Here is a 22,707-nt window from a genome sequence, read left to right on the forward strand (position 1 = left end):
AATGTAGCTGCTTCAGCCATTCTCATTAACAATTCTTATTGCGGTGACCAGGTACAATTCAACGTTGTGCGATCGCAACAGGGGCAGCAGGTCGGGGTCGTTTGCCACAGGCGTCGTTGTGTAAACCTTGCCCGTTTCGGATGCAGAGGGATCAACGGTGAGTTCGTACTCAATATGATTAGGTGAAATTACGGCACGCTCAACTTTTCCCGCCTCTACCTGATCTAAAAATTGACTGTAGGGCGTATAGGAATTAGAAGAGAGGCGATACAGCAAAAAGTTGAGTAGCAGGAAAATCGCTAACCAGGCCAGGATTGCACTTCTAGAGTTGTTCGTGTCGGCAGAACTGCTCTGACGCTCGGGTTGCCTAGGCATAGGCGATCGCTCCCACCAAATCTTGAATGTGCCCCTCGTTCAGACCAGGCTTACGGTCTAAACCCACGAAGAACTAAACTTCTCACGGATCGGGATGAATAAGATCCAAACGCGATAAAAGCCTTCACTCCGTATCAAAAGACATGCGTAGAGACATCCTAGAATCCTAGATTTGACGCTTCTCAGGCGTAAGTTTTGTATCTCAAATTAAAGATCGAGAAAAGCGTTGATTCTATTGATAAATCGATCCTAGCTCATTCAAATTCGTTCGTAGATCAGCTTTGAACATTCTCAACACATGATTTAGCCATGGTGCATTCGGCACGGCTGATCATTGCCCCAAATCCACTTAGTCCTTACTAATATGATTCATCCGAAAAAGCTTGGGCGATCGCCAGTGCCTACGATGTAAACGGGATAATCGGTGTCGCAGCCTGCCGGGTTTCCTGCCATATTCCTGCGCCTGTCCCTGCTGCATGGCTTCGCCCACCGTTGCATTCAGCTGATCCCCGACCAACATAATCAGGGAACTCAAATACAGCCATAACAAAAGAACAATGAACGTTCCAACCGTTCCATAGACCCGGTTGTAGTTCCCAAAGTGAGACACATAGTAGCGGAACCCGTTGGAGATAAACGCCCACGAGATCGCCGCTAGGATAGCTCCCGGCATAATCGGTTTCCCCGGACTCCAACGACTGGGGCCATAGCGATAGACAAAGGCAAAGGCGATCGCCATGATGGCAAGCGACAGGGGCACCGCCGCATATCCCACTAGTTTCAGCAGCACCATGCCCAACGTATCGTACTGTTTCGCTACCTTTCGGATCACGAGGTCGCTGATAAACACCAGCACCGTCGCCATAATCAGCAAAACAATCGTTCCAATCGTCAATCCGAGTGAAACAAGCTTGGCTTTCCAAAAGGGACGGGTTTCATCAATCGGAATTCGATGAATATGATCCATTGCTCGCATGGCCGCACTCATCGCCCCCGAAGATGCCCAAATTGCGACTAAAAAGCTCACCGAAAACAAGCCGCGATCGCCCCCGGTGGTGACCTCATTTGTAAAGTTTTCAATCAGGATCATCGCCTCTTGGGGGACGACCTGACTGAGCCGACCCACAAGCCGCACAAATGTATTGGTCAGCGGTTGAAATAAGCTAATCGCCACCAAAACCGTCAGAATGGCGGGGAACAATGCCAGCGTTGCATTGTAGGCCATTTCCGCTGCGAGGCTAGGCAAACGCTGCCGCAACACCCCCTTAATGGTTTTGTGGATGGTGTGGACGTTGATGTGTAGAAAGAAACGAAAGAACCGATCCAGGGACATGGCTTGAGACAGCGGTATACCGCAGCCTGAATTAGCATATGAAATCGTATCGAAGTAATGGTATCGAAGTTCACTTTACTTCGGTAGCCCTACTTTATCGCAGCTTAGACAAGTTGGTTCGTAGAGGGTAAGTCTTGCCCTAAAATCCACTACAGTGAGGGTAATCAAATCACAAGGGATGGTTATGGAAGAGTCGGACATGAGGATTAAACCGTTTTTCCATGGCCCAAACACGAATCCTGAGTTTTCGGCAGTCCCTTAGGACTGGAGGCTGATTTGAAGACGCACCTGTTATCTAAATTGTTCAAGCTGGGGCGAGTTGTACAGGATGGGGCTAGATGAAAGCATGCTATCGAGTTTGGGAGTGCAAGTTAGCCTAGTTCTGCTTTGGCTTGCCCTAGTGGGGGCAACGGCTGAACTCCTACGGCGATCAGGGCAAACCGATCCAGAGCTAATCCGTAAGGTCGTACACATCGGCGTTGGCAATGTGATCTTGCTGGCTTGGTGGCTTCACATTCCAATGTGGTTGGGGGTGAGTGCCTCGATCCTATTTAGCGCGATCGCCCTTCTATCCTATCGGTTTCCCATCCTGCCCGTGATCAACAGTGTAGGCCGACGAAGCCTGGGCACCTTCTTCTACGCGGTGAGCTTTGCCGTTCTCATTGGCTATTTCTGGACTATTCAACGACCTCAATATGCTGTGCTTGGGGTACTAACCATGACCTGGGGCGATGGCCTCGCCGCCTTGATTGGGCAACGGTTTGGTAAGCATCCGTTCAAAGTCTTTGGAATGCAAAAAAGTTGGGAAGGCACGCTCGCTATGTGGGCGGTCAGCTATCTGGTGAGTGCATTGATTCTAGGAGCCACCCAGGGCTTGACCTGGCAAACCTGGGGCGTTCCAGTCATCATTGCCACAGTCGCAACTGGACTCGAAGCCTTTTCAGTCCTTGGCATTGATAACTTGACGGTTCCGCTAGGCAGTGGGGCGATCGCCTTTCTCCTGTCGAATCTTCGCCTGGGATAGGGGCAATTCCAAGATTCCGAGGAGTAGACACAGTAGAATAAATAGCCTGTCTGCCTCTAGTCTGGCGGTATTTCTGCAACCCCATCCCCAAACACCTATGACTCAACCTTCCTCCATCCCCGTTGCCATGACTATTGCCGGATCCGATAGCGGCGGCGGTGCAGGTATTCAGGCCGATCTGCGAACCTTCTCCTTCCATCGGGTGCATGGAACCTGCGCGCTGACCTGCATAACTGCTCAGAACACGGTCGGTGTGTCGCGGGTGGATGCGCTGCCCCCAGAGGCCGTTGTTGCTCAAATCTTGGCCGTGGCCGACGATATTGGTCTGGATGCTGCGAAGACAGGGATGCTTTTGAACCAGGACATCATTGCCGTTGTTGCTGACACCCTGAAGCGTACTGGCTTAGAAAACCTAGTGGTCGATCCGGTGATGGTATCGCGCACCGGGGCACAGTTAATTGCCGATGCCGCGATCGCTACCCTGCGAACCCAGCTTCTCCCTCTCGCCAAAGTACTAACGCCCAATCGCTACGAAGCCCAAATCCTCAGCGGCCTAGCGATCCACACCCTAGACGACATGCAAACTGCTGCCCAGAAAATCCATACCCTAGGCTCTAAAGCGGTACTCGTCAAAGGAGGAGGGATGCCCGATGAACTGCGAGGCGTCGATGTGTGGTTTGATGGCGATCGCCTAGAGGTGCTAAAAACCGAAACCGTCCAGACCCAAGATACCCACGGCACCGGATGCACCCTATCCGCCGCGATCGCCGCCAACCTCGCCCTCGGACAGGATGCCTTCACCGCCGTCCAAAAGGCCAAAGAGTATGTGACTACCGCCCTCCGCTACTCCCTCCGCATCGGTGCAGGGCAAGGCCCCGTCGGTCACTTTTTCCCGTTACTTCAGGGATAAATCCTTCTCCAGTCTCGGTTCTAGCAACATTAACGAAGTGAAACGGAACGTCAGCAAGCGCAAACATTTACAACGAATAGTGTGTATTTGCACTCCAACGTGATGAGACTTGTTATGCCAGTTAGAAATACGAGCTGCGCCCCCCTCAGAGCGTTGATGCAATGCCCCACACTGGTCTGACTCGCCCCATAGCGGATGCCAATCAACCCACCTCGTTTGCGGATCGCATTCAATTAGCCTTGGCGATCGCTGATGAATCTGTGCTGCAATCCCTTCTAACCGACTGTTCACCGCGTATTAGTCCACCCAATGCCATTGGAACCGTGAGCGCCACCGTTGGTATTCCTATTGCCTCTGCGCCTCCCGCCTACGGTGTGATTACCTTTGAGAAAATCCGATGCGTCCTATCGCGATCGCCCGATGAATTAGAGCAGCACCTTTATCCCATGGGGGATAGCGATCGCCTCCATCGTCATTTTGAGCGTCTCACCCGCTACGAATCCGAAACGCAGACGTTAGGGCATGGTCTATCCCTCGCTGAATCGCTGGCGTTGCTCGCTAATGTAGGCTTTACCCCTGCTCAAACCGAAAGAATTTTGACGCTACCTTACGGAGCATGCCATAAATCCTGGTGGTATACCCTCGATGCAGACGGGCAGATTGCCATGCCCTTTCATCGCACCCTATGGACTCGCCCCTTGTGCGACGGCACCTTCATTTTGCAGTACAAAGACCGCTTTGCCCAGGATCGTCCCCCCTGCTTCCATAGCCAGCCTGTTTCAGTCCTGGTGGAGGTGTTACCCGCTACCGAACGCTTTGGAGAGGCGATCGCCCAAATCAACCGAGAACGACACGCGCTACAGCCAGACTATACGATTCTGATTAGCGATCGCCTTCCCTCATCCCTTGAAGTGCAAGCCTACACTCGACAGGGCATGAGTCTCATACTGGCTCACGACTTATCGTTACAAAGCGAGGCCAATTGCCAGATTTGTGCGACGGGCGACTGTCCCATGAATGGACAGCACAGTTCACCCGTCAGAACCTGCCGCCGTTTTTCGGCCACCATTTTTCTTTAAGAAATGCTCTGATATCAGATGGCAGGATAGAACGTTCATGCCGTCGTACCCTACACTTGGGGGATGTTGATTCTGCGGAAGATTGAGACGATGAATGATGGTTGCACTCGGCAAACTAAGTAGTCCCTCATACAAACTCAGGTTGGATATTCCTGCAACAGTAAGCAAGTACGCAGATCCGTTCCTAGTTTGAAAACGGAATTTGAAACTACTATTTTGTCTACAGTATTTTCTGCAATTGGTTTCCTTTAAGCCTTTAAGGTGGCTCAGAAATGAAACATATGAAGTTTGTCGCAAAGTCTCTGTTGGCTACGCTTTTTACGATCTCCTTGGCAACGGCGTGTGCATCTCCCAGCACCACGGGTGAGGGTGGCAAAGAGAAGCTGGTTATGGCAACCTCTGCCGACTATCCTCCCTATGAATACATTGATTCCACCAGTGGCTCCCAAGAAATTGTGGGGTTTGACGTAGACATTGCTCAGGCGATCGCCAATGAGTTGGGCTATGAACTGGAAATTAATAATATTGACTTCAATGGTCTGATTCCTTCGCTTCAGGCTAAACGGGCTGACTTTGTGATGGCGGGCATGACCCCGACGGAAGAGCGCAAACAAAACGTAGATTTCTCCCAGGTTTACTACGAAGCGAAAAATACCATTGTCACCCTCAAAGGCAGTGGACTCACAACCCCCGAAAGCCTAGCCGGAAAAACTGTTGGGGTACAGCTTGGCTCTACCCAAGAGCAGGCGGCCAAAGAAATTCAGGGCGCAAGTACAAAGTCGCTCAACCGAATCAATGAAATGATTCAAGAGTTGAAAGCGGGACGAGTCGATGCACTGATCGTAGAGGACACGGTGGCGGCTGGTTATGCCGCATCCAACCCCGAGCTGGAATTCCATGAAATTCCCAATACGGGCGAAGCAGGTTCCGCGATCGCCTTCCCCAAAGATTCGCCGCTGCGGGCAGAGTTCGAGCCTGTCCTACAAGAAATGCTCGATAATGGTGAGATCGATGCTCTCGTGATCAAATGGTTTGGCGACGAATCCCCTGCGGCCACTCAACCCGAAGCAGGCAGCTAGACACGGCATCACGAATCAACATTTAGGAGCGTACCTGAGATGACTAGGTACGCTCTGTTACTGATCTAGGGCTTCCTACCTGGGCGATCGCACTCCATGACTACCGATAGCAGAGAATACCAATTAGCTTCCCAACGGTCAACGCTTAACGGGCTGTTGTTGCCAGTGTGGTATCAATGACATCTTGCAGGCTTACTAGGGCGGTTCTTAACTCATCGCGAGTTCGAAAATCTTCCAGTCTACGTACAACTTGCCCACCATCGAACAATAGTAGGGTTGGCAAATTGGTTAATCGGTAGGTATTGGCTAGCTTTAGATTGTCATCAGCGTTAATATCCACGAGCTTGACCTGCCCCGGAAAATCCGCTTGTAATCGATTCAATAAGGGGCTCATCACACGACACAACCCACACCACGGTGCCCAAAAATTAACGAGTACAGGCGTTTGAGATTGCAGAACTTCTTGGGGAAAATTTGTCTCATCCACAGCTATCGCCATGATTTCTTAACCAGATTTTATTTAAATGCCTATGGGATCATTCTATAAGGAAATGGAGAGGTTTCAGAGCGCGTCTTCATCTCCTGACTTAGTCACAGCTCAGGCTGCTGTCCCGAGCTTGGAATGTGATAACCTAGAACGACTGACGAGTTAAAAATGATACATCGCTCTACCAATTCACGCTGTGGGTCAGGCGAATGAGGTGAGGGTGTGCCCACCATAGGAGTCCCACAAAAAGAGCGACTCCTGCATAGGCAGGTCGCAAAAATTCTGACAGTTTTAGGGATTGACGCCCCTGGGCGATCGCTAGAAACGGAGTAATAGATGTCCGCTCTCGCACTGCCGTAAATGCCTCACCATACCGGGCTTGGAGGCGACGATCGCCATGCCAAACGCCAAAGAGGTGATGCAGAATTAGCCCCAAAGAGGTCACTAAGGTAAAGGTCGTTCCCAACCAGAGCGTATGGGCAATACACCAAATCACCTGTCCCACCATTTGAGGATGGCGCGTCACGCGAATGATCCCCGTTTCGTATAAGTGCACCTGGGGTTTTTGAACCGCCGCAATTTCCAGCAGGTTAAACGTAGCGGGATAGAGAAAAATAAACGAAATAGCCGATAAAATCCAAACCGTTGCGCCAATGCCAGGAACCCCCTGCACATTCCACAGTCGCGCCCCGTCGTAACGATGGTTGAAAAAATAAATAATCAAACTGGTAGCGAGCGGCAAACTCACGAGGGCAAACAGCACCCGGTATAATCGCGCACCGATCACCTTTTCGCCAACGGGGCGCAATGCTGCCAACCCACTATGGGCGATCGCAAACCCTAGCAACAGTCCCAAAATCACAAAATGACTCGGCGTCAACCAATTAAACATCATGACAAACCATCCAATCCCTGCTGAACACGGCGATTACTGCCCATCACCAATTTAAAGCCCGCGTAATTGTGCGGGCTTTAAAGCATACGTCTGGTTTTAGCACTAGGACAGCCGCGATATCAACCGCTAAGCTCTAGAAGATCTATGGCTGGTACATCTGTGCCGAGATTCCCTGCTGTTGAAGTTCGTTAATTAGTTCCTGGGCGCGATCGGCAGAACTAAAGGCTCCCAATTGCACCTGCGCCCCACTATCAAAGTTACGCACGTAGGCATCACCCACCACCGCTTGAGCATCCTCTAAACTGCGATCGCCACTGTAGTCTGTTACAACGTAGAAATACTCTCCGGAGGCATCAGAATTCGCTACAGGCGCAGAGGAGGATGGTGCAGGCTCTACGTAGGCCGGAGCCGCAGCAACAGGCTCAGGTTCTACAGCCGGGGCAACATCTGGAACACTCGCTTCGACAGCAGGTGGAGCCACAGCAGGAGCCGGATCAGCCGACCATGAATTTCCAGGTAACTCAGTAGTCGAAATAATCGATGGAGCAGAGGCGATCGCCCCAATAGGAGTCACACTTAATGAATTCACACCAGCTTGCTCCTCGGCGCTAGATGGAGACGCAGACGGCTTTGGCGAAGGATTGGATGCCATGGGGGGAATCAGAGACGATCGACCGCGAATCGTACTCAACGTCTCCAGATTTAAGTTCACAAACTCATCCGCAGACAGGTCTGGATAGGGGTGAAGGTTAGATTGCTCAGAGGGATCGGTAGGCTGAACCGTTGAACTGGATGCATCATCGCTGCGGCGTTGGAACAACTGCCCCCAGGTTTCAAATCCCAGCATTGAAGGATTCACTATTAGGAAGCCGAGCATAGCACTCGCAACCAAGAACAGAAGCAACAGACCCACACCTAAGGGCGTGAGAAGACCATCAATTAAGCGATCGCCCGATTCCTCATAATCAGACTCAACGGACTCATCCGCTAAACTGCGTAGTAAATGTTCCGACGATTCTAAGTAATCCTCCGGCAAGGACGAGGTTACCTCTGGCGCAAAGGACGGAGATTGAAGACCGGGAGCGATCGCCACCGTATCAGCCTCGTCCCAAGGGGAAGGAATCGGATCAGAAGACGAAGTAGGGGCTAGCGAGGCCGTGGGTAGCAGTGCCTTTGGATCAGCCGATTGCAGCGTGGGTGATTCATTAGCAGGAGAACAAGTGGGCGATCGCCGCCCAGGATGCAAGCGTCGCTGGACAAGCCGATGCCTGCGGTAGCGAGCAAGCTCTTCTTCGACTTGAATGTCTAAACTGGCTAGCACCGCTTGAAGTGCAGACTCATTGGATGAAGACGATGTGGTCGTTCGCGATACTGATTGTCCAACCATTTGGATATTCCTGGTATGGTCTCTGTCTAGTGCGGCCATTACCGCAGTACAACGCTGTCATGCAGAGTCATTAAGCCATCGAACCTAACACCTGTACAATTGCGATGGAATGCCCTGAACACCCTACTACATACGCTAAACCTGAGGTAAACTAGTGCCGATTGGCATGAACACACGGTACAGGTGCAGCCCATCAGTCTTAGCGCCCATCATTATAGCTCCATGCCTTCAGTTATGACTCTACTGATGGATAAATATCTAAAAATTAACAAAAAAATTCACTATCCCTAGCGTTTCACCGCCTATGCGGTCATGCCTATGACCTCCTTTCAACCGCTCAATGGCATTCTCCACTCATTAGAGCAAAACCAAAGTAACTGGCGATCGCGCAAGCAGTTTAACGCCCTGGTTCTGTGCTGGCCGCAGGTTGTGGGTGCTGTCGTAGCGGCTCAAACTCGCCCCATTGCGCTTCAACGAGGCACGCTCATCGTAGCAACCTCCAGCGCGGCTTGGGCGCAAAACCTAGCCTTTGAGCGTCAGATTCTGCTCCAAAAGCTAAAACAAAAGCTCAAGGGGATCGTTCTCCCAGACGAGTTAGTAGATATCCGCTTTTCCACAACCCACTGGGCTTCGCGATCGCCAACCTCAGACGTAAGCCCCCTCGATTCTGCACAGGTTTGGCAAGGACACCCAAGCTATCTGCCTCCCCATCAATCCAGATCCGTTCAGCCCCCCCCTACGGATCAGCCAACGGAACCTCCTAGAGAACCCAAGGCCGCCTTTCAGCAGTGGGCGGCCCATATTCAAGAGCGATCGCGGCATCTGCCGCTTTGTCCCCAGTGCCAGTGTCCAACCCCGCAAGGGGAATTAGACCGTTGGTCAATGTGCGCCCTATGCGCCCCTAAACACTGGATGCGATCACCCCATCCATAAATTCATACACCCAATCCATCTCAACCCCGATCAAAGGATCTAAAGCCATCACTTCGAGCTTCTGATATTAGCCTCTGATATTGGCCAAGGAACAACCATGGCACAAAATCAAGCCTATGACTAAATTAATAAGCACAAATACTTATTAAAAACACCCTTTTCAACCGTAAGTTTCGGCAAGAATAGGGACCCTGTAGCCCAAACTCCAGTCACATCAAGGATCTTGAACTCTTCTTTCACGAAGATCGAGAAAAGTACATCCTAAATTTAGGATTGCGCTACGTATTTCCCCGTTGCCATGGGCGATCGCTGTACTCCTATTCAACCATTCCAATTGGGGATCACGGAGAAAGCAAGGTTCTCCTAAGCTATGAACCTCAGTACCGTCGGAACTTCTACTAGCACCTTTATCCCCTACATTGCTGTAGAGGTCTTTGGAGCCCTAGCAGTAAATAAAAATGAAAAAGGTGGATCCTATCAACATTTGATCTGTATCTAAGAATACAAAGAACCATTGAAATATTAAGTCTAAAAACCGTCAAAGAAATTCTTCACCGGATCTTTTTCTATTGATCCCCAATGGCTTAGTCGAAAAAACAGCGGTTTTAGCCTTTGATCCCCACAAAAACAAAACATCCGTTTTTACTGTTTCTAATTCTTAATGAGATTATAAAGAGAATCTAAACTTTTGTTTTGCAGAAAAGTGCTGAAAAGCCTTGGTAAGCAATGGTTTTATAGCTTTTAATCAGCTTCTATCGCTTCGGGAAAAAGATGAGAATAGAAGTGCAGAATTTAACGCCCAGCACGCCGCCATGAGAAACTCATCCCTTGCTATATCCGCCTGCCGTCACTGCCAACATTACGCTACAGAAGGGCGTCGAGGGGGTCACTGTAAGCAGTTGGGTGCTCATGTGCAAGGAGGTTGGAAGGCTTGTTGCTTGGCGATCCCACCCTTTGCACCGACTTGGGAAGACTCTACGGGGATCAATGACGATACTGTTCCTGCTTGGTTGCCCGATCTGTCTAATATTCCAACCGTAGCGGTTGCCAGTTGTGACAGCGTTACCGTTGCTGAGAGTCCCTATCGTGCACAAAATTCTGCTCTATGGAAGACGGTTTCGGTAGGTGAAACCGTTTCTGCATAGTCCGTTAAGTTCCGTTAAGTCCTTAACGCTCATTTTCCAATGACTTCCGGCTGTCCTTAAGATTTAGAGACTGAAGATACTGAATAAGACCCGATAGTTTTGAGTAAAGCGTGGTAGCAGCGGCAATGATCCAGCTACAACGCTTTATTTTATGGCGATCGCTCCGCTCCTAAATTGATGCGGGGATCAGCCTTGTATCCGCTAATGAACATCTATAAAAGTTAGACGATGTTTTTCTTAAGTTTTGCTTTACAATCTTTCCAATGGCTCGTCTGGGCTGCCGTCATACATTAGCTACCGCCGCGATATTGCCGCAAAATCCGGATATGAGCCTGTCCGTATTCGGAATGATCCCAGAGTTTCTGAGTCGAGCCTGTTCGCGATCGCCCACCTTTGCCGTGTTACCGAGCCTAGCCTATGAGTATTGGATATCTCGCCCTAGTCCTTCATGCCCATCTTCCCTTTGTCCGGCATCCAGAGAGCAATTACGTTCTAGAGGAAGAGTGGCTTTACGAGGCGATCACCGAAACCTACATACCGCTCTTGCGCGTATTCGAAGGTCTGAAGCAAGACGGCATTGATTTCAAAATGACGATGAGCATGACGCCGCCCTTGGTGTCCATGCTCCGCGATCCCCTCCTCCAAGAACGCTACGATGCTCACCTGGCTCAGCTTGAAGAGCTCGTTGAGATGGAATTGGAACGCAATCAACATAATGGACATCTTCGCTACCTAGCCGAGCACTACGCTAGCGAGTTTAGCGCTGTCCGCGAACTTTGGGAGCGCTACAACGGCGATTTAGTCAGTGCGTTTAAGCAATTCCTAGATAGCAATAACCTTGACATTATTACCTGCGGCGCAACCCACGGATACTTGCCACTGATGAAAATGTATCCTCAAGCCGTATGGGCTCAGCTTGAGGTGGCCTGCGATCACTACGAAGAAGTCTTTGGACGTCGTCCAACCGGAATTTGGCTGCCAGAGTGTGCCTACTACGAAGGTCTAGAGCGCATGCTAGCCGATGTCGGCCTTCGCTATTTTATTACCGATAGTCACGGCATCCTCTACGCCCGTCCTCGTCCTCGATTTGGAACCTATGCCCCCATCTTTACGGAAACTGGCGTTGCAGCGTTCGGTCGGGATCACGAATCTTCGCAGCAGGTTTGGTCGTCTGAGGTGGGCTATCCAGGTGCCGCTGAGTATCGCGAATTCTACCGTGATTTGGGATGGGATGCCGAATACGAGTACATCAAGCCCTACATCATGCCAAATGGGCAGCGCAAGAATACGGGGATCAAGTATCACAAAATTACAGGTAAGGGGCTAGGGCTTAGCGATAAGGAATGGTATGACCCCTACTGGGCACGGGAAAAGGCGGCGGAACATGCCGGAAACTTTATGTTCAACCGGACGCAGCAGATCCAGCACCTATACGGCATTATGCAGCGCCCCCCCATTGTGCTTTCCCCCTATGATGCGGAACTGTTCGGGCACTGGTGGTATGAGGGGCCGTGGTTTATTGACTACCTCTTCCGCAAAACCTGGCACGACCAAGGGGTGTACTCGATGACCCACCTCGCCGATTACCTCCGCAACCACACAACCCAGCAGGTTTGCCATCCCTCCCAGTCAAGCTGGGGGTATCGTGGGTTCCACGAGTACTGGCTGAATGAAACCAATACCTGGATTTATCCTCATCTCCACAAAGCTGCAGAGCGCATGATTGAGTTATCTCGGCGTGAACCTGTGGATGAACTAGAGTGGCGAGCGTTAAATCAGGCGGCTCGTGAGGTGCTGCTGGCGCAGTCCTCCGATTGGGCATTTATCATGCGAACCGGAACGATGGTGCCCTATGCGGTTCGACGGACGCGATCGCACCTGATGCGCTTCAACAAACTCTGGGAAGACATCAACGCTGAAAAGATCGATTCGGGCTGGCTGGAGAAGGTAGAGGCAATCGACAATATTTTCCCCAATATCAACTACCGTTCCTACCGACCGCTGTAGCCTCGGAACTTAATACGGTCTGCCAACGACAAAGACTAGTACAGAGACTCCTTGTAAGGATGGCGGGGGATGATCCAATAGATCAGCCCCGTTTTTTAGTTGGCACAGCTTAAGCAACAAGCCTTTAGCAGCATAGTTACGACGATCGTTCAGGCACATAGCCCAGAGGGGAATTAATGACAGGACTGTTTTGAAAGGACAATTTATCTATATCCTTGAAATCTGAAGGTATGTCGCTTTGCTTAACCGCAACCTGACGATTGTTCAATCTCCTAGTCACTAGCGCTGAATCTGAACCTGTGATTTCCAACTATATATTTGAGTTTGGGGCAATAGCTGGGGCGATCGCCCTTCCCAAGATCAACCCCCATGTTTTCATCGTTGCCCAACTAACGCCCCTCCTCGGAGACATCCGCGTTGATATTGCAGTGCTCGTTCTAATGCTGGCGCTATCGGCCTTCTTTTCCGGCTCAGAGACTGCAATTACCGCCCTAGACAATCTCAAGCTTCGAGCCTTAATTCAAGATCAAGGCGATCCCAGCGGCATTTTTCGGCTTGTCCTCGAAAAACGCGCCCGTTTTATCACCACCCTGCTGATTGGCAATAACCTGGTCAACAACTTTTCCGCCATTCTCACCAGTAATTTATTCGCAATCTGGTTTGGGAGCGCAGGGGTCGGAATTGCCACCGCCGTGGTCACCTTCTTATTGCTGATTTTTGGAGAGATTACGCCAAAATCTCTAGCGATAAACAATGTAATGCCGACTTTCCAGATTGTAGTTCGCCCCATCTACTGGTTTTCCCAAATTTTGTCTTGGTGTGGCATTATCTACCTCTTAGAATCAATTTCTCAATTTATGATTCGGCTATTGCAAGGCAATGTGGTTCAGCCCAGCGAATCCATTCGAGATCTACAGCTCATGATCGATGTCCTGGGTGGCAAAGGTCAGCTTGACCTGGATAAGCGGCAACTTTTAGATAAAGCCCTCCATCTCGATCAGGTGAAAGCGCGAGACGTCCTCAAACCTCGAGTAGACATGCGCACCATTTCCCATGAGGCCAGCCTGCAAGACTTAATCGATCTGTGTTTGGAAACCGGATACTCTCGGATTCCGGTGCAGGAAGAATCCAAGGATGAAATTGTGGGTATTGTCCACATTAAGCGAGCATTGCAGGAACTCCGTCACCTCCAGCAAGAGGAGCAGTCCGACGGAAAGGTTGTTCTGGCGATGGAACCACCGTTTTACGTACCGGAAACCAAGCGAGTCGCAGACTTGCTGAAGGAAATGTTGCAGCAGCGTCTACACATTGCCATTGTGGTGGATGAGTACGGCGGCACAGTGGGATTGCTAACCCTAGAAGACATTCTAGAAGAGCTAGTTGGTGATATTTATGACGAAAGCGACTATCCATCGCGCAGTCGCAGTCGGCGATCGCTCCGTTCAGAGCGAAGTGGCCGTTCATCATCTCGCTAGGTTCTAGGCTTAATGTCATAGAGCAGGAACGATGTAGTATACTTCTGCGAGTCTTGGTTGGATGGTTGTGGGGGGAAGACAAAAATGATCAGTCAGATGACCGAACAAATGCCCAAATCACCGTTGGAAACCGCTAGCGTTTTGGGATTGCCGCTGCACCTTGCATCGAATTATGCTGCGTGGATTGCAGAGCGCATTCAACACCAACAAGGTGCCCACATCGTCACGTTAAACGCAGAAATGGCGATGCAGGCAGAAACGGATGCAGCATTGGCTAACATCATTCATCAGGCCGAACTGGTAGTGCCCGACGGTGCGGGTGTTGTGCTTTACTTGCGGCTCCGGGGTAAGAAGATTGAGCGTTGCCCTGGTATTGAACTTGCGGAAGCCGTTTTACAGCGGCTACCAAGCCTGGGCGATCGCCCCAGTCCCGATGGTTCCCAAGCATCCGTTTTCTTCTTTGGTGGCGCTCCGGGGGTAACGGCCACGGCAGCGGAAATTTGGCAACAGCGAGTACCGGGATTGGCGATCGCCGGAACCCAGCACGGTTACATATCCGAAGACGAACAGCAAGACCTGCTCAAGATGCTGCAAGCCCTTCAGCCTAGCGTCATTCTGGTCGGCTTAGGTGTCCCTCGTCAGGAGTTTTGGATCGCCCAACATCGCCACCTCTGTCCCCAATCGATTTGGATTGGCGTCGGTGGCAGCTTCGATATCTGGGCAGGAACCAAGGAGCGTGCCCCAGAATGGTTGCGGAATAATCACCTGGAATGGAGCTACCGCTTGTATAAAGAGCCTTGGCGTTGGCGACGGATGCTGGCCTTGCCCCAGTTTGCGTGGCGATCGCTCCGCCATTCGTGAAGAAGTCAAAACCCCTAGGTTCAAGCGTTAAAGCTTAATGATTTAATGGCAAGTATGCGCCGCTACCTATTTCGACCTGAGCCTATATAAGTCTATGGTTCAACGCCCCCCTGATCGTGATGCGATCGCCTCGTCGGAATCGACCTCAACCGCCAATTCCGCTACGCCCCCATCCCAGTCTCCCCGTCGGGAAGTGCTAGTTAGCCTGGAACAGGTGACAAAGGTGTATCCCAATGGCGCAAGTCCACTGCATGACGTAAATCTGCACATCCGCCGGGGCGACTTTATTTTTATTACGGGGGCATCGGGAGCAGGTAAGTCCACACTACTAAAGCTGCTGTACGGGGAAGAACGTCCCACCCGTGGTCATGTATTTGTGAATAACCAAGACATTTCTGGTCTTCGGGGAAATCGTCTTTCGATGCTGCGGCGGAAGATTGGGGTCGTCTTCCAAGATTACAAGCTGATTCCCCGGCGCACCGTTTCGGAAAACGTGGCCTTTGTGCTGTGGGCACAAGGGTTCACCCGCAAAGAAATTTATCGTCGCCTATTGCCCACCCTCCGCATGGTCGGCCTTCAGGACAAGGCCAACTGCTTTCCAGACGAGCTATCGGGAGGGGAACAACAGCGGGTTAGCATTGCACGGGCGATCGTGGGTACACCTCCTCTCCTGTTGGCGGATGAACCTACGGGAAATTTGGATCCCGATAACTCCTGGCAAATTGTCAAAATCTTGAAAAAGCTGAACTCCATTGGCATTACGGTGATTGTCACAACCCATGATGAACATCTGGTGCGGCAGTCCAAGGAAACGGTGATGCAGCTTCGCAATGGGCATCTGTATCCGGTGCGGCGTTAGGGGATGCGCTTGGGCGATCGCACGCTATACAGACGTTCCCTTACATCGTTTCTGGAATACCTTGAACACAGGACACCCTACATCTAGCGCTTTTAATCAGTTTTGTTGGACATTTAGTAAATATCTGGGGTCATATCGGACAAGATTGCGTATAATTCAACAAATTCAGCTCACTCCCTGATCCTGGATCTTTGCGTAGAAATAGGCTTTAATGAGAGTCAGACTGGATAGTATGTTTGTATTGGTTCGCGATACGTGTATATCAAACAGGTCGAGCTATCCCATTTCAAATCCTTTGGCGGCACCACTGCCGTACCGCTGTTGCCTGGATTCACGGTCATCTCTGGACCGAACGGATCGGGTAAATCCAACATTCTGGATGCCCTGCTGTTTGCCCTAGGGTTATCCAGTTCCAAAGGGATGCGTGCTGAACGGCTGCCCGACTTGGTGAATCAATCCCACAGTCGCTCCCGTTCCACCGTGGAAGCCAGTGTGACGGTTACCTTTGACGTTGAGGATAACCTCTTCCAAGACGACGACGATGACCTGTTGGCGATCGCCCCCAATGGCAGCGGTCACAACGGCAACGGGCATTCTGAAAACGGCCACAACGGCAACGGCAATGGGAACTCTGAAAACGGTCACGCCATCATTCGTGACATTAACGAAGCCGAGCTAAACGCCGCCGTGGAAGCCCTTGCCACGGAATGGAAGGTTACCCGCAAGCTGCGAGTTACGCCCCAAGGCACCTACACCTCAAACTACTTTGTAAACGACCAACCCTGCACCCTGACCGAACTCCACGAACAGCTTCAGAAGTTTCATGTCTACCCCGAAGGCTATAACGTCGTGCTCCAGGGGGACGTCACCAGCATTATTTCCATGAATGCTCGCGAGCGGCGCGAAATTATTGACGAGCTAGCGGGTGTAGCGGCCTTCGATCGCAAAATTACCCAAGCCAAAGATAAGCTGGACGCGGTTAAAGACCGGGAAGAGCGATTTCGCATTGTAGAACGAGAATTAATAGAACAGCGCGATCGCCTTGCCCAAGACCGGATTAAGGCCGAAAAATATCAACAGCTCCGAGCCGAATTCCAGGACAAAAGCCAGTGGAAAGCTGTCCTGGTCTGGCGATCGCACCAACGCCAAGTTCAGGATTTACAAACGGCTATTGCGGAGGGCGATCGCCAACAGGTGGAGCTAACCGAGCGACGGACAGCCCTTTCTGACGAAATCCAGCAGGCCGCGATCGTCCTCGATGAACTCAACCAGCGGGTCAAAGCCCTGGGCGAAGAAGAGCAGCTTGCCGTCCAAGCGACCCTCGCCACACGGGAAGCCGAACTGCGCCAACTCCAGCGTCAAGAGCAGGATTTAGCGACAGCCGGGGAAGAAACCGCCGCCAACTTGGGGAAAACCCAGCGGGAAATTCAGGAACATCTGCATGCCCTAGAACAGATTGCGACTGAACAGCAGCACCTGGATGCCAATCAACTAGCCAGCCTCCGTCGCGCCCGGGATGAAGCCCAGCATGCCTTAGATCAAAGCCGGGAAGCCGCAAACGCGATCGCCTCGGCCTCGGAAGCCTGGGTGCAGGAGCAAACGGCCCTCCGTCACCACATTGACGAACTTCAAGCCACCCTCGATCCCCAGCGCACCGAGCAAGCTGCTCTTCAGGAGCGGGTGCATCAGCTTCAAACCAAACTCAGCGATCAGCAGACCAATTTGGAGGCGATCGCCACCGAGCAGGCTACCCAAACCAAAGCGTTTCAGTCTGTAGAGCAGGCTCACCAAGCGGCGATCGCCCAGGTGCAGTCTCTCCATTCCGAACTGGCCGAGGAAGAACGAGAGTATCAAATTCAGCAAGACACCCACGCCCGACTGCTCCGGGAACAGCAGGAAAAGCAGCGTCAACTCGATCGCCTTGAAGCCCAAACCCAGGCCGTGAAGGAAGCCCAAGGAACCGGAGCATCGCAGGTGATTTTGCAGGCAGGATTGTCCGGGGTCTGCGGTCTAGTGGCGCAGTTGGGACGGGTTGATCCCCAGTACCAGCTTGCCCTCGAAATCGCGGCAGGTGCCCGGTTAGGTCACTTAGTCGTCGAGGATGACCTCGTCGCGGCGGCAGGCATCGAACTGTTGAAACGGCAACGAGCCGGACGCGCCACCTTTCTCCCCCTCAACAAAATTCGAGTTCCGAAGTTGTCCTTCCTCTCCCTATGGGAACGTCCCAAAGGATTTATCGAGTATGCCTGCAACCTGATCGACTGCGACGATCGCTATCGAGATGTGTTCGTCTACGTGTTTGGCAATACGGTAGTATTCAGCACCCTCGCCGATGCGCGCCCCCACATGGGGGATTACCGAATCGTCACCCTAGAAGGAGAACTATTGGAATCCAGCGGTGCCATGACGGGCGGAAGCATCAGCCGTTCCCAGTCCTCCCTCCGATTTGGGGTAGTTGACCCCGGCGAATCCACTGAAGCCATTGCCCTGCGCGATCGCCTTCAAGAAATTGAAAGCCTTCTGGCACGGGTTCAAGTCAAAATGCGGCAGTTGGGCGACAGCGTCAAAGCCAAGACCCATGCCCTTACCGATGCTCGCCAACAGCACCGAGAACTCCAGCTTCAACTCGACCAACTTCAGCGTCAGTTAGCCGCGCTCACCGTCCAAGAAGGTCAGCTTCGTCAGCAGATTACCCGCCATACGGAGGAACTGACCCAAGCCCAGAACCGGTTACGGACACTCACCACCTCCATTCCTCACCAGGAAGCCGAACTCCAGCAGCAGCGGCAAGCCCTCGATGCCTTGGAAGAGTCCCAAGCCCATTCTGAATGGCAGCAGGCACAGGCCAAGATTCGGGCACTGGAAACAGCGCTCAACGAATGCCAACTGGCGGTTCGAGCCGCAGAACAACGCCTCCAAGACTTAGATACCCAAAAGCAGCGGCTCCAGGACAAAATTGAGCAACTCCAACTCCGAGTCCAGGAATACCGCGCCCAGCAAACCACCCAACTCAACCGCCGCACAGCGATCGCCACCCAAACGACAGCGATCAACCAAGACATCGAGCAACTGCGGGTCACGCTAGCTTCTCTGGAACAAAATCTGGCTGCCGAGAAGCAAGAACGCGATCGCGCCGAACGTCGATTGCGCGATCGCCAAGCCCTTCAACAAGAACTGGATTGGAACCTGCAAAAGCTTCAGGAAACTCAGCAAGAAAAGCGACAAACCTTAGTCGCCCTGCGAGAACAGCTAGAAACCCAGCAGCAGGAATTACCCGATCCTTTACCCGACATTCCGGCAGATCTAGGGTTAGAACAATTGCAGCAACAGTTGCGATCGCTGCAAAAGCGCATCCAGGCCATGGAACCTGTGAATATGCTGGCGCTGGAAGAGTACGATCGCACCCAGGCTCGTCTTGAAGAACTCTCCCAGAAACTAGAAACCCTCGAAGAAGAGCGCACCGAACTCCTCCTCCGCATCGAAAACTTCACCACCCTCCGCCAACGCGCCTTCCGCGAAGCCTTTGATGCCGTTAACATCAACTTCCAAGCCATTTTTGCCGAACTATCCGATGGCGACGGCTATCTGCAACTGGAAGACGAAGACGATCCCTTTGCCGGAGGCTTGAACCTCGTTGCCCATCCCAAGGGGAAACCCGTACAGCGACTAGCGTCCATGTCTGGAGGTGAAAAGTCCCTGACTGCGCTGAGCTTTATCTTCGCCCTCCAGCGCTATCGCCCCTCGCCGTTCTACGCCTTTGATGAGGTCGATATGTTCCTGGATGGTGCAAACGTGGAACGGCTGTCCCGCATGATTAAGCACCAGTCCCAGCAAGCCCAGTTCATTGTGGTAAGCTTGCGACGTCCCATGATTGAATCCGCCGAACGCACCATTGGAGTCACCCAAGCACGGGGAGCCTACACCCAGGTTTTGGGACTCAACCTTCAATCCCAATAAGGGGTTTTGAGGTTCTCTAATCGGGTCAGTTGTGTTATCCGCCCTTGTCTCTACTACAATCGGTGACTGTTAATGTAGAGTAGAACGAAAAAGTGTTGACATCTCGACTAAATTCGAGATCAGGATTGCAGATGACATTTGAACACTCTTGCCAACGAGCAGATATTCTCGGAACTCAAATTATCACTCGCGACACCGGAAAGCGTCTGGGCGTTGTGAGTCAGCTCTGGGTCGATATTGACCGCCGCGAAGTTGTGGCCATTGGCCTGCGGGAAAGTATGCTTTCTGGAGTTCTATCGAATACGCAAGAGTTGATGTTGCTAAGCAACGTTCGCCAATTTGGAGATGTCATCTTAGTGGATGATGACTCCGTGATTGAAGAAACGCTGAATATCGACGGCTACAGTAGCCTCATCAACTGCGAGGTCGTTACCGAAGCTGGAGACTTACTCGGCAAAGTGCGCGGCTTCAAATTCAACGTCAACACAGGGAAAGTGGAAGCCATTGTGATTGCCTCCTTCGGGATTCCCCTCATTCCCGACCAGGTAATCAGCACCTATGAACTATCGATGGATGAGGTCGTCAGCAGCGGCCCCGATCGCCTGATTGTGTTTGAAGGCGCAGAAGAGAAGCTCGTTCAGCTCACGGTTGGTATCCTGGAACGCTTAGGAATTGGGCGATCGCCTTGGGATCGCGAAGACGACTACTACGTGATGCCCACCTCCAGCACCAATCAGTTGGGCACCGGAATTCCTGCCGCAGAACCCCTCCGCCGAGAGGCCGCCCCCGCCGCCCAGGAAGCCACCTGGGACGCAGACAACTGGAGCGAAGCCCGTCAGCCCCTCGTCGAGGAAGCCTTAGCCGAAGAATCCAACTGGGACGACGACGATCGCTACGAGTACGAACCGATCACCTACAACGAACCTCCCCGTCAGGAAATGCGCCAGTACGCTGAACCGCAGTATGTTGAGGAAGATGTAACGCGGGATGCCTGGGAAGACGATGAGAATCCCCAACCCTACAGTCCGCCGAAGCTCAACCTCCCCAATCGGGAAACAGTAGCGGAGTACGAAGAAGAAACCGACTACTAATATCAACGCTGCTTCACTGCTCACTAAAACCAACCCTGCTTTTGGCGCGGCGCGAGCGCCGCGCCAAAAGCATATCGTGGGTTTTTCGCCCAACAGGATACAAGGCTCTTAAGGGAAACGGACATGCAAACGCGTGCGATCGCCCCTCTCACAGTGCGTGGGGTTACCTTTGATTGGGGAACACGAACTTACCTAATGGGAGTTCTCAACGTCACCCCTGACAGCTTTAGCGATGGCGGTCAATTTAATACGATCGAACGGGCGATCGCCCAAGCCCATTATCTTGTGGAATCCGGAGCCGATATTCTCGATATTGGCGGTCAGTCCACCCGTCCCCAAGCGGAGGATGTCTCAGAAGAGGAAGAAATGGCACGGGTGATTCCGGTGATTCAGGGAATCCGCACTGGCTACGGCAACCATCCGCCTCTTACGACGCCCATCTCCATCGATACCACCAAAGCCTCAGTTGCGCGGGAGGCGATCGCTGCTGGAGCCGATATCGTCAACGACATTTCCGGGGCAACCTTTGATGCCCAAATGCTTGCCACCGTTGCAGAACTCGGCGTTCCCCTGATCCTGATGCACCTTCGGGGAACACCCAAAACCATGCAGCAACTCACAGATTACGACGATGTTGTTGCTGATGTCCGAGAGTTTCTGCATCAGCGACTCCAGTCTGCACTGGCGATCGGCATTCCCAAATCACACCTCATCATCGATCCAGGGATCGGTTTTGCCAAAACCGTAGACCAAAATCTTGAACTGTTGCGTCGTACTGCTGACCTACGATCGCTCAGCGTCCCCGTTCTCATTGGCACTTCACGCAAAAGCTTTATTGGGCATATCCTGAATCAGCCCGACCCCAACCAGCGAGTTTGGGGAACCGCCGCTTCCTGCTGTGCCGCGATCGCCCATCACGCCGATATTCTTCGAGTTCACGACGTTGCCCAAATGCGGGATGTCAGCCGCGTTGCCGATGCCATTTGGCGATCGCCCTAACCCTCGAATTCTAGCCCTACTGCCACGGATGGCGGGATGCCAGTTCGTCCGGTGATGAATGGGGAACCACGTTGTCTAATCGTCTCCGAATTCGATCCAGCTTATCTGTTGAATCCACAGCCGATCGCGGCGCAGGCAACTCCGTATCCGGCCAGGACGGTAAATCGCTACATGGGCACGATACAGAATCTGCTGCATTACCTAAAACAATCATCGGTACAGGCATATCGCACCGCGCACAGGACACCACATCCCAGCTTGGGCTTAATAGCTCAGCAATGGTTTGTCGAGTTCCCTCTAGATAACAATCTCCGGATTCTGAACGCAGAATATAGTTCCAACAACGCTCAAACGAGTCGCTGTAGCGATTGCCTTGAAATACAGGCTCAGGCAAAAGCGATTCTTCCCCATTCTTTAGCAAAACGCGCTTCCCCAGTTGGAACCAGTAAGCTAAATATTGTCTAACGTGCTCTGGAGAGGCCATAACCTTAAATTCTCATAAATTTGCTACATGATGAAAAACGAATGCGCGATCGCAAGAATCCACGCCTACCCTTGCAGCGCTAGAACATCAAACAATAGCCGAGCACTAATCAGAAATGATGCAACGAAGCGTAAAAGCCTAACCTAGATTAGCAAACAACACTATGGCGAAAATGAGCAAACCCAAACCTTAACCTCCTCTCTTCGTGTTTTACCGGAAGTCGGAGGGGTAAACCGTATGCCCTGTCTCGCCTACTGAAGACTCTTAAAGCATTGTGACGTACTCCCGACACCGATGCAAACATACGGTGCGGGCTTCTCCCACCGG

General features: G+C 51.9%; 20 protein-coding genes. 14 read left to right on the plus strand and 6 right to left on the minus strand.

Annotation, left to right across the window (positions count from 1 at the left end; translation table 11 throughout):
- Positions 1-12: 12 nt before the first annotated feature.
- A complete protein-coding gene (locus IGR76_18245) occupies positions 13-375 on the minus strand; it encodes an ATP-dependent metallopeptidase FtsH/Yme1/Tma family protein (GenBank protein ID MBF2080398.1) in 363 nt (120 codons plus the stop codon).
- A gap of 349 nt (positions 376-724) precedes the next feature.
- Complete coding sequence (locus IGR76_18250) at positions 725-1,708, minus strand: YihY/virulence factor BrkB family protein (GenBank protein MBF2080399.1); 984 nt, start codon at positions 1,706-1,708, stop codon at positions 725-727.
- A gap of 328 nt (positions 1,709-2,036) precedes the next feature.
- On the opposite strand from IGR76_18250, the gene IGR76_18255 reads away from it, so the two are divergent.
- From IGR76_18255 to IGR76_18270, 4 genes are all read left to right on the plus strand, one after another.
- Positions 2,037-2,732, plus strand: a complete 696-nt coding sequence (locus tag IGR76_18255) for a phosphatidate cytidylyltransferase (protein ID MBF2080400.1) — start codon at positions 2,037-2,039, stop codon at positions 2,730-2,732.
- Between the two features lie 97 nt (positions 2,733-2,829).
- Positions 2,830-3,642 carry a bifunctional hydroxymethylpyrimidine kinase/phosphomethylpyrimidine kinase gene (gene thiD, locus IGR76_18260; GenBank protein MBF2080401.1) on the plus strand — a complete coding sequence of 271 codons (813 nt, stop codon included), beginning with the start codon at positions 2,830-2,832 and terminating at the stop codon, positions 3,640-3,642.
- Positions 3,643-3,803: 161 nt separating this feature from the next.
- Complete coding sequence (locus IGR76_18265; protein MBF2080402.1) at positions 3,804-4,721, plus strand: hypothetical protein; 918 nt, start codon at positions 3,804-3,806, stop codon at positions 4,719-4,721.
- Positions 4,722-4,993: 272 nt separating this feature from the next.
- On the plus strand, positions 4,994-5,800 hold the full coding sequence (locus IGR76_18270) for a transporter substrate-binding domain-containing protein (protein MBF2080403.1): 807 nt from the start codon (positions 4,994-4,996) through the stop codon (positions 5,798-5,800).
- 145 nt (positions 5,801-5,945) lie between these two features.
- Here IGR76_18270 and IGR76_18275 read toward each other — a convergent pair whose 3' ends face one another.
- From IGR76_18275 to IGR76_18285, 3 genes are all read right to left on the minus strand, one after another.
- Complete coding sequence (locus IGR76_18275) at positions 5,946-6,299, minus strand: thioredoxin family protein (protein ID MBF2080404.1); 354 nt, start codon at positions 6,297-6,299, stop codon at positions 5,946-5,948.
- A 169-nt stretch (positions 6,300-6,468) separates the two neighbouring features.
- The gene (locus IGR76_18280) at positions 6,469-7,182 is read right to left on the minus strand and encodes a hypothetical protein (protein MBF2080405.1); all 714 of its coding nucleotides are present in this window, start codon (positions 7,180-7,182) and stop codon (positions 6,469-6,471) included.
- A 142-nt stretch (positions 7,183-7,324) separates the two neighbouring features.
- Entirely contained in the window at positions 7,325-8,569 is a 1,245-nt protein-coding gene (locus IGR76_18285; GenBank protein MBF2080406.1) for an SPOR domain-containing protein, read from the minus strand.
- A gap of 318 nt (positions 8,570-8,887) precedes the next feature.
- Between IGR76_18285 and IGR76_18290 the strand changes: the two genes are divergently transcribed.
- From IGR76_18290 to folP, 10 genes are all read left to right on the plus strand, one after another.
- Positions 8,888-9,502: a DUF721 domain-containing protein gene (locus IGR76_18290; protein MBF2080407.1), complete on the plus strand. Its 615-nt coding sequence runs from the start codon at positions 8,888-8,890 to the stop codon at positions 9,500-9,502.
- A gap of 938 nt (positions 9,503-10,440) precedes the next feature.
- Positions 10,441-10,647 (plus strand): hypothetical protein, encoded by a 207-nt coding sequence (locus IGR76_18295; GenBank protein ID MBF2080408.1) that lies wholly within the window; start codon positions 10,441-10,443, stop codon positions 10,645-10,647.
- Positions 10,648-10,891: 244 nt separating this feature from the next.
- Positions 10,892-11,068: a hypothetical protein gene (locus IGR76_18300; GenBank protein MBF2080409.1), complete on the plus strand. Its 177-nt coding sequence runs from the start codon at positions 10,892-10,894 to the stop codon at positions 11,066-11,068.
- Positions 11,065-12,654, plus strand: a complete 1,590-nt coding sequence (locus tag IGR76_18305) for a glycoside hydrolase family 57 protein (GenBank protein ID MBF2080410.1) — start codon at positions 11,065-11,067, stop codon at positions 12,652-12,654. The genes IGR76_18300 and IGR76_18305 overlap by 4 nt, the downstream gene beginning before the upstream one ends.
- A 440-nt stretch (positions 12,655-13,094) precedes the next feature.
- On the plus strand, positions 13,095-14,129 hold the full coding sequence (locus IGR76_18310; protein MBF2080411.1) for an HlyC/CorC family transporter: 1,035 nt from the start codon (positions 13,095-13,097) through the stop codon (positions 14,127-14,129).
- A 108-nt stretch (positions 14,130-14,237) separates the two neighbouring features.
- Positions 14,238-14,990, plus strand: coding sequence for a WecB/TagA/CpsF family glycosyltransferase (locus tag IGR76_18315; protein MBF2080412.1), 753 nt, complete (start codon positions 14,238-14,240; stop codon positions 14,988-14,990).
- Positions 14,991-15,084: 94 nt separating this feature from the next.
- Positions 15,085-15,849: a cell division ATP-binding protein FtsE gene (ftsE, locus tag IGR76_18320; GenBank protein ID MBF2080413.1), complete on the plus strand. Its 765-nt coding sequence runs from the start codon at positions 15,085-15,087 to the stop codon at positions 15,847-15,849.
- Positions 15,850-16,104: 255 nt separating this feature from the next.
- The gene (gene smc / locus IGR76_18325; protein MBF2080414.1) at positions 16,105-19,806 is read left to right on the plus strand and encodes a chromosome segregation protein SMC; all 3,702 of its coding nucleotides are present in this window, start codon (positions 16,105-16,107) and stop codon (positions 19,804-19,806) included.
- A gap of 131 nt (positions 19,807-19,937) precedes the next feature.
- Positions 19,938-20,897: a PRC-barrel domain-containing protein gene (locus IGR76_18330; GenBank protein ID MBF2080415.1), complete on the plus strand. Its 960-nt coding sequence runs from the start codon at positions 19,938-19,940 to the stop codon at positions 20,895-20,897.
- A 123-nt stretch (positions 20,898-21,020) separates the two neighbouring features.
- Positions 21,021-21,896: a dihydropteroate synthase gene (gene folP, locus IGR76_18335; protein ID MBF2080416.1), complete on the plus strand. Its 876-nt coding sequence runs from the start codon at positions 21,021-21,023 to the stop codon at positions 21,894-21,896.
- A gap of 16 nt (positions 21,897-21,912) precedes the next feature.
- Here the strand turns inward: folP and IGR76_18340 are convergent, their stop codons facing one another.
- Positions 21,913-22,380 (minus strand): hypothetical protein, encoded by a 468-nt coding sequence (locus IGR76_18340; GenBank protein ID MBF2080417.1) that lies wholly within the window; start codon positions 22,378-22,380, stop codon positions 21,913-21,915.
- Between the last annotated feature and the right edge of the window lie 327 nt (positions 22,381-22,707).

It is taken from the genome of Synechococcales cyanobacterium T60_A2020_003 (assembly GCA_015272205.1).
Lineage (GTDB): Bacteria > Cyanobacteriota > Cyanobacteriia > RECH01 > RECH01 > JACYMB01.

Excerpts from the sequence above, each read along its gene's own strand:
- IGR76_18245 (MBF2080398.1), bottom strand. The coding sequence starts at position 375 with ATGCCTAGGCAACCCGAGCGTCAGAGCAGTTCTGCCGACACGAACAAC.
- IGR76_18250 (MBF2080399.1), bottom strand. The coding sequence starts at position 1,708 with ATGTCCCTGGATCGGTTCTTTCGTTTCTTTCTACACATCAACGTCCAC.
- IGR76_18255 (MBF2080400.1), top strand. The coding sequence starts at position 2,037 with ATGGGGCTAGATGAAAGCATGCTATCGAGTTTGGGAGTGCAAGTTAGC.
- thiD (MBF2080401.1), top strand. The coding sequence starts at position 2,830 with ATGACTCAACCTTCCTCCATCCCCGTTGCCATGACTATTGCCGGATCC.
- IGR76_18265 (MBF2080402.1), top strand. The coding sequence starts at position 3,804 with ATGCCCCACACTGGTCTGACTCGCCCCATAGCGGATGCCAATCAACCC.
- IGR76_18270 (MBF2080403.1), top strand. The coding sequence starts at position 4,994 with ATGAAACATATGAAGTTTGTCGCAAAGTCTCTGTTGGCTACGCTTTTT.
- IGR76_18275 (MBF2080404.1), bottom strand. The coding sequence starts at position 6,299 with ATGGCGATAGCTGTGGATGAGACAAATTTTCCCCAAGAAGTTCTGCAA.
- IGR76_18280 (MBF2080405.1), bottom strand. The coding sequence starts at position 7,182 with ATGATGTTTAATTGGTTGACGCCGAGTCATTTTGTGATTTTGGGACTG.
- IGR76_18285 (MBF2080406.1), bottom strand. The coding sequence starts at position 8,569 with ATGGTTGGACAATCAGTATCGCGAACGACCACATCGTCTTCATCCAAT.
- IGR76_18290 (MBF2080407.1), top strand. The coding sequence starts at position 8,888 with ATGACCTCCTTTCAACCGCTCAATGGCATTCTCCACTCATTAGAGCAA.
- IGR76_18305 (MBF2080410.1), top strand. The coding sequence starts at position 11,065 with ATGAGTATTGGATATCTCGCCCTAGTCCTTCATGCCCATCTTCCCTTT.
- IGR76_18310 (MBF2080411.1), top strand. The coding sequence starts at position 13,095 with ATGCTGGCGCTATCGGCCTTCTTTTCCGGCTCAGAGACTGCAATTACC.
- IGR76_18315 (MBF2080412.1), top strand. The coding sequence starts at position 14,238 with ATGCCCAAATCACCGTTGGAAACCGCTAGCGTTTTGGGATTGCCGCTG.
- ftsE (MBF2080413.1), top strand. The coding sequence starts at position 15,085 with ATGGTTCAACGCCCCCCTGATCGTGATGCGATCGCCTCGTCGGAATCG.
- IGR76_18330 (MBF2080415.1), top strand. The coding sequence starts at position 19,938 with ATGACATTTGAACACTCTTGCCAACGAGCAGATATTCTCGGAACTCAA.
- folP (MBF2080416.1), top strand. The coding sequence starts at position 21,021 with ATGCAAACGCGTGCGATCGCCCCTCTCACAGTGCGTGGGGTTACCTTT.
- IGR76_18340 (MBF2080417.1), bottom strand. The coding sequence starts at position 22,380 with ATGGCCTCTCCAGAGCACGTTAGACAATATTTAGCTTACTGGTTCCAA.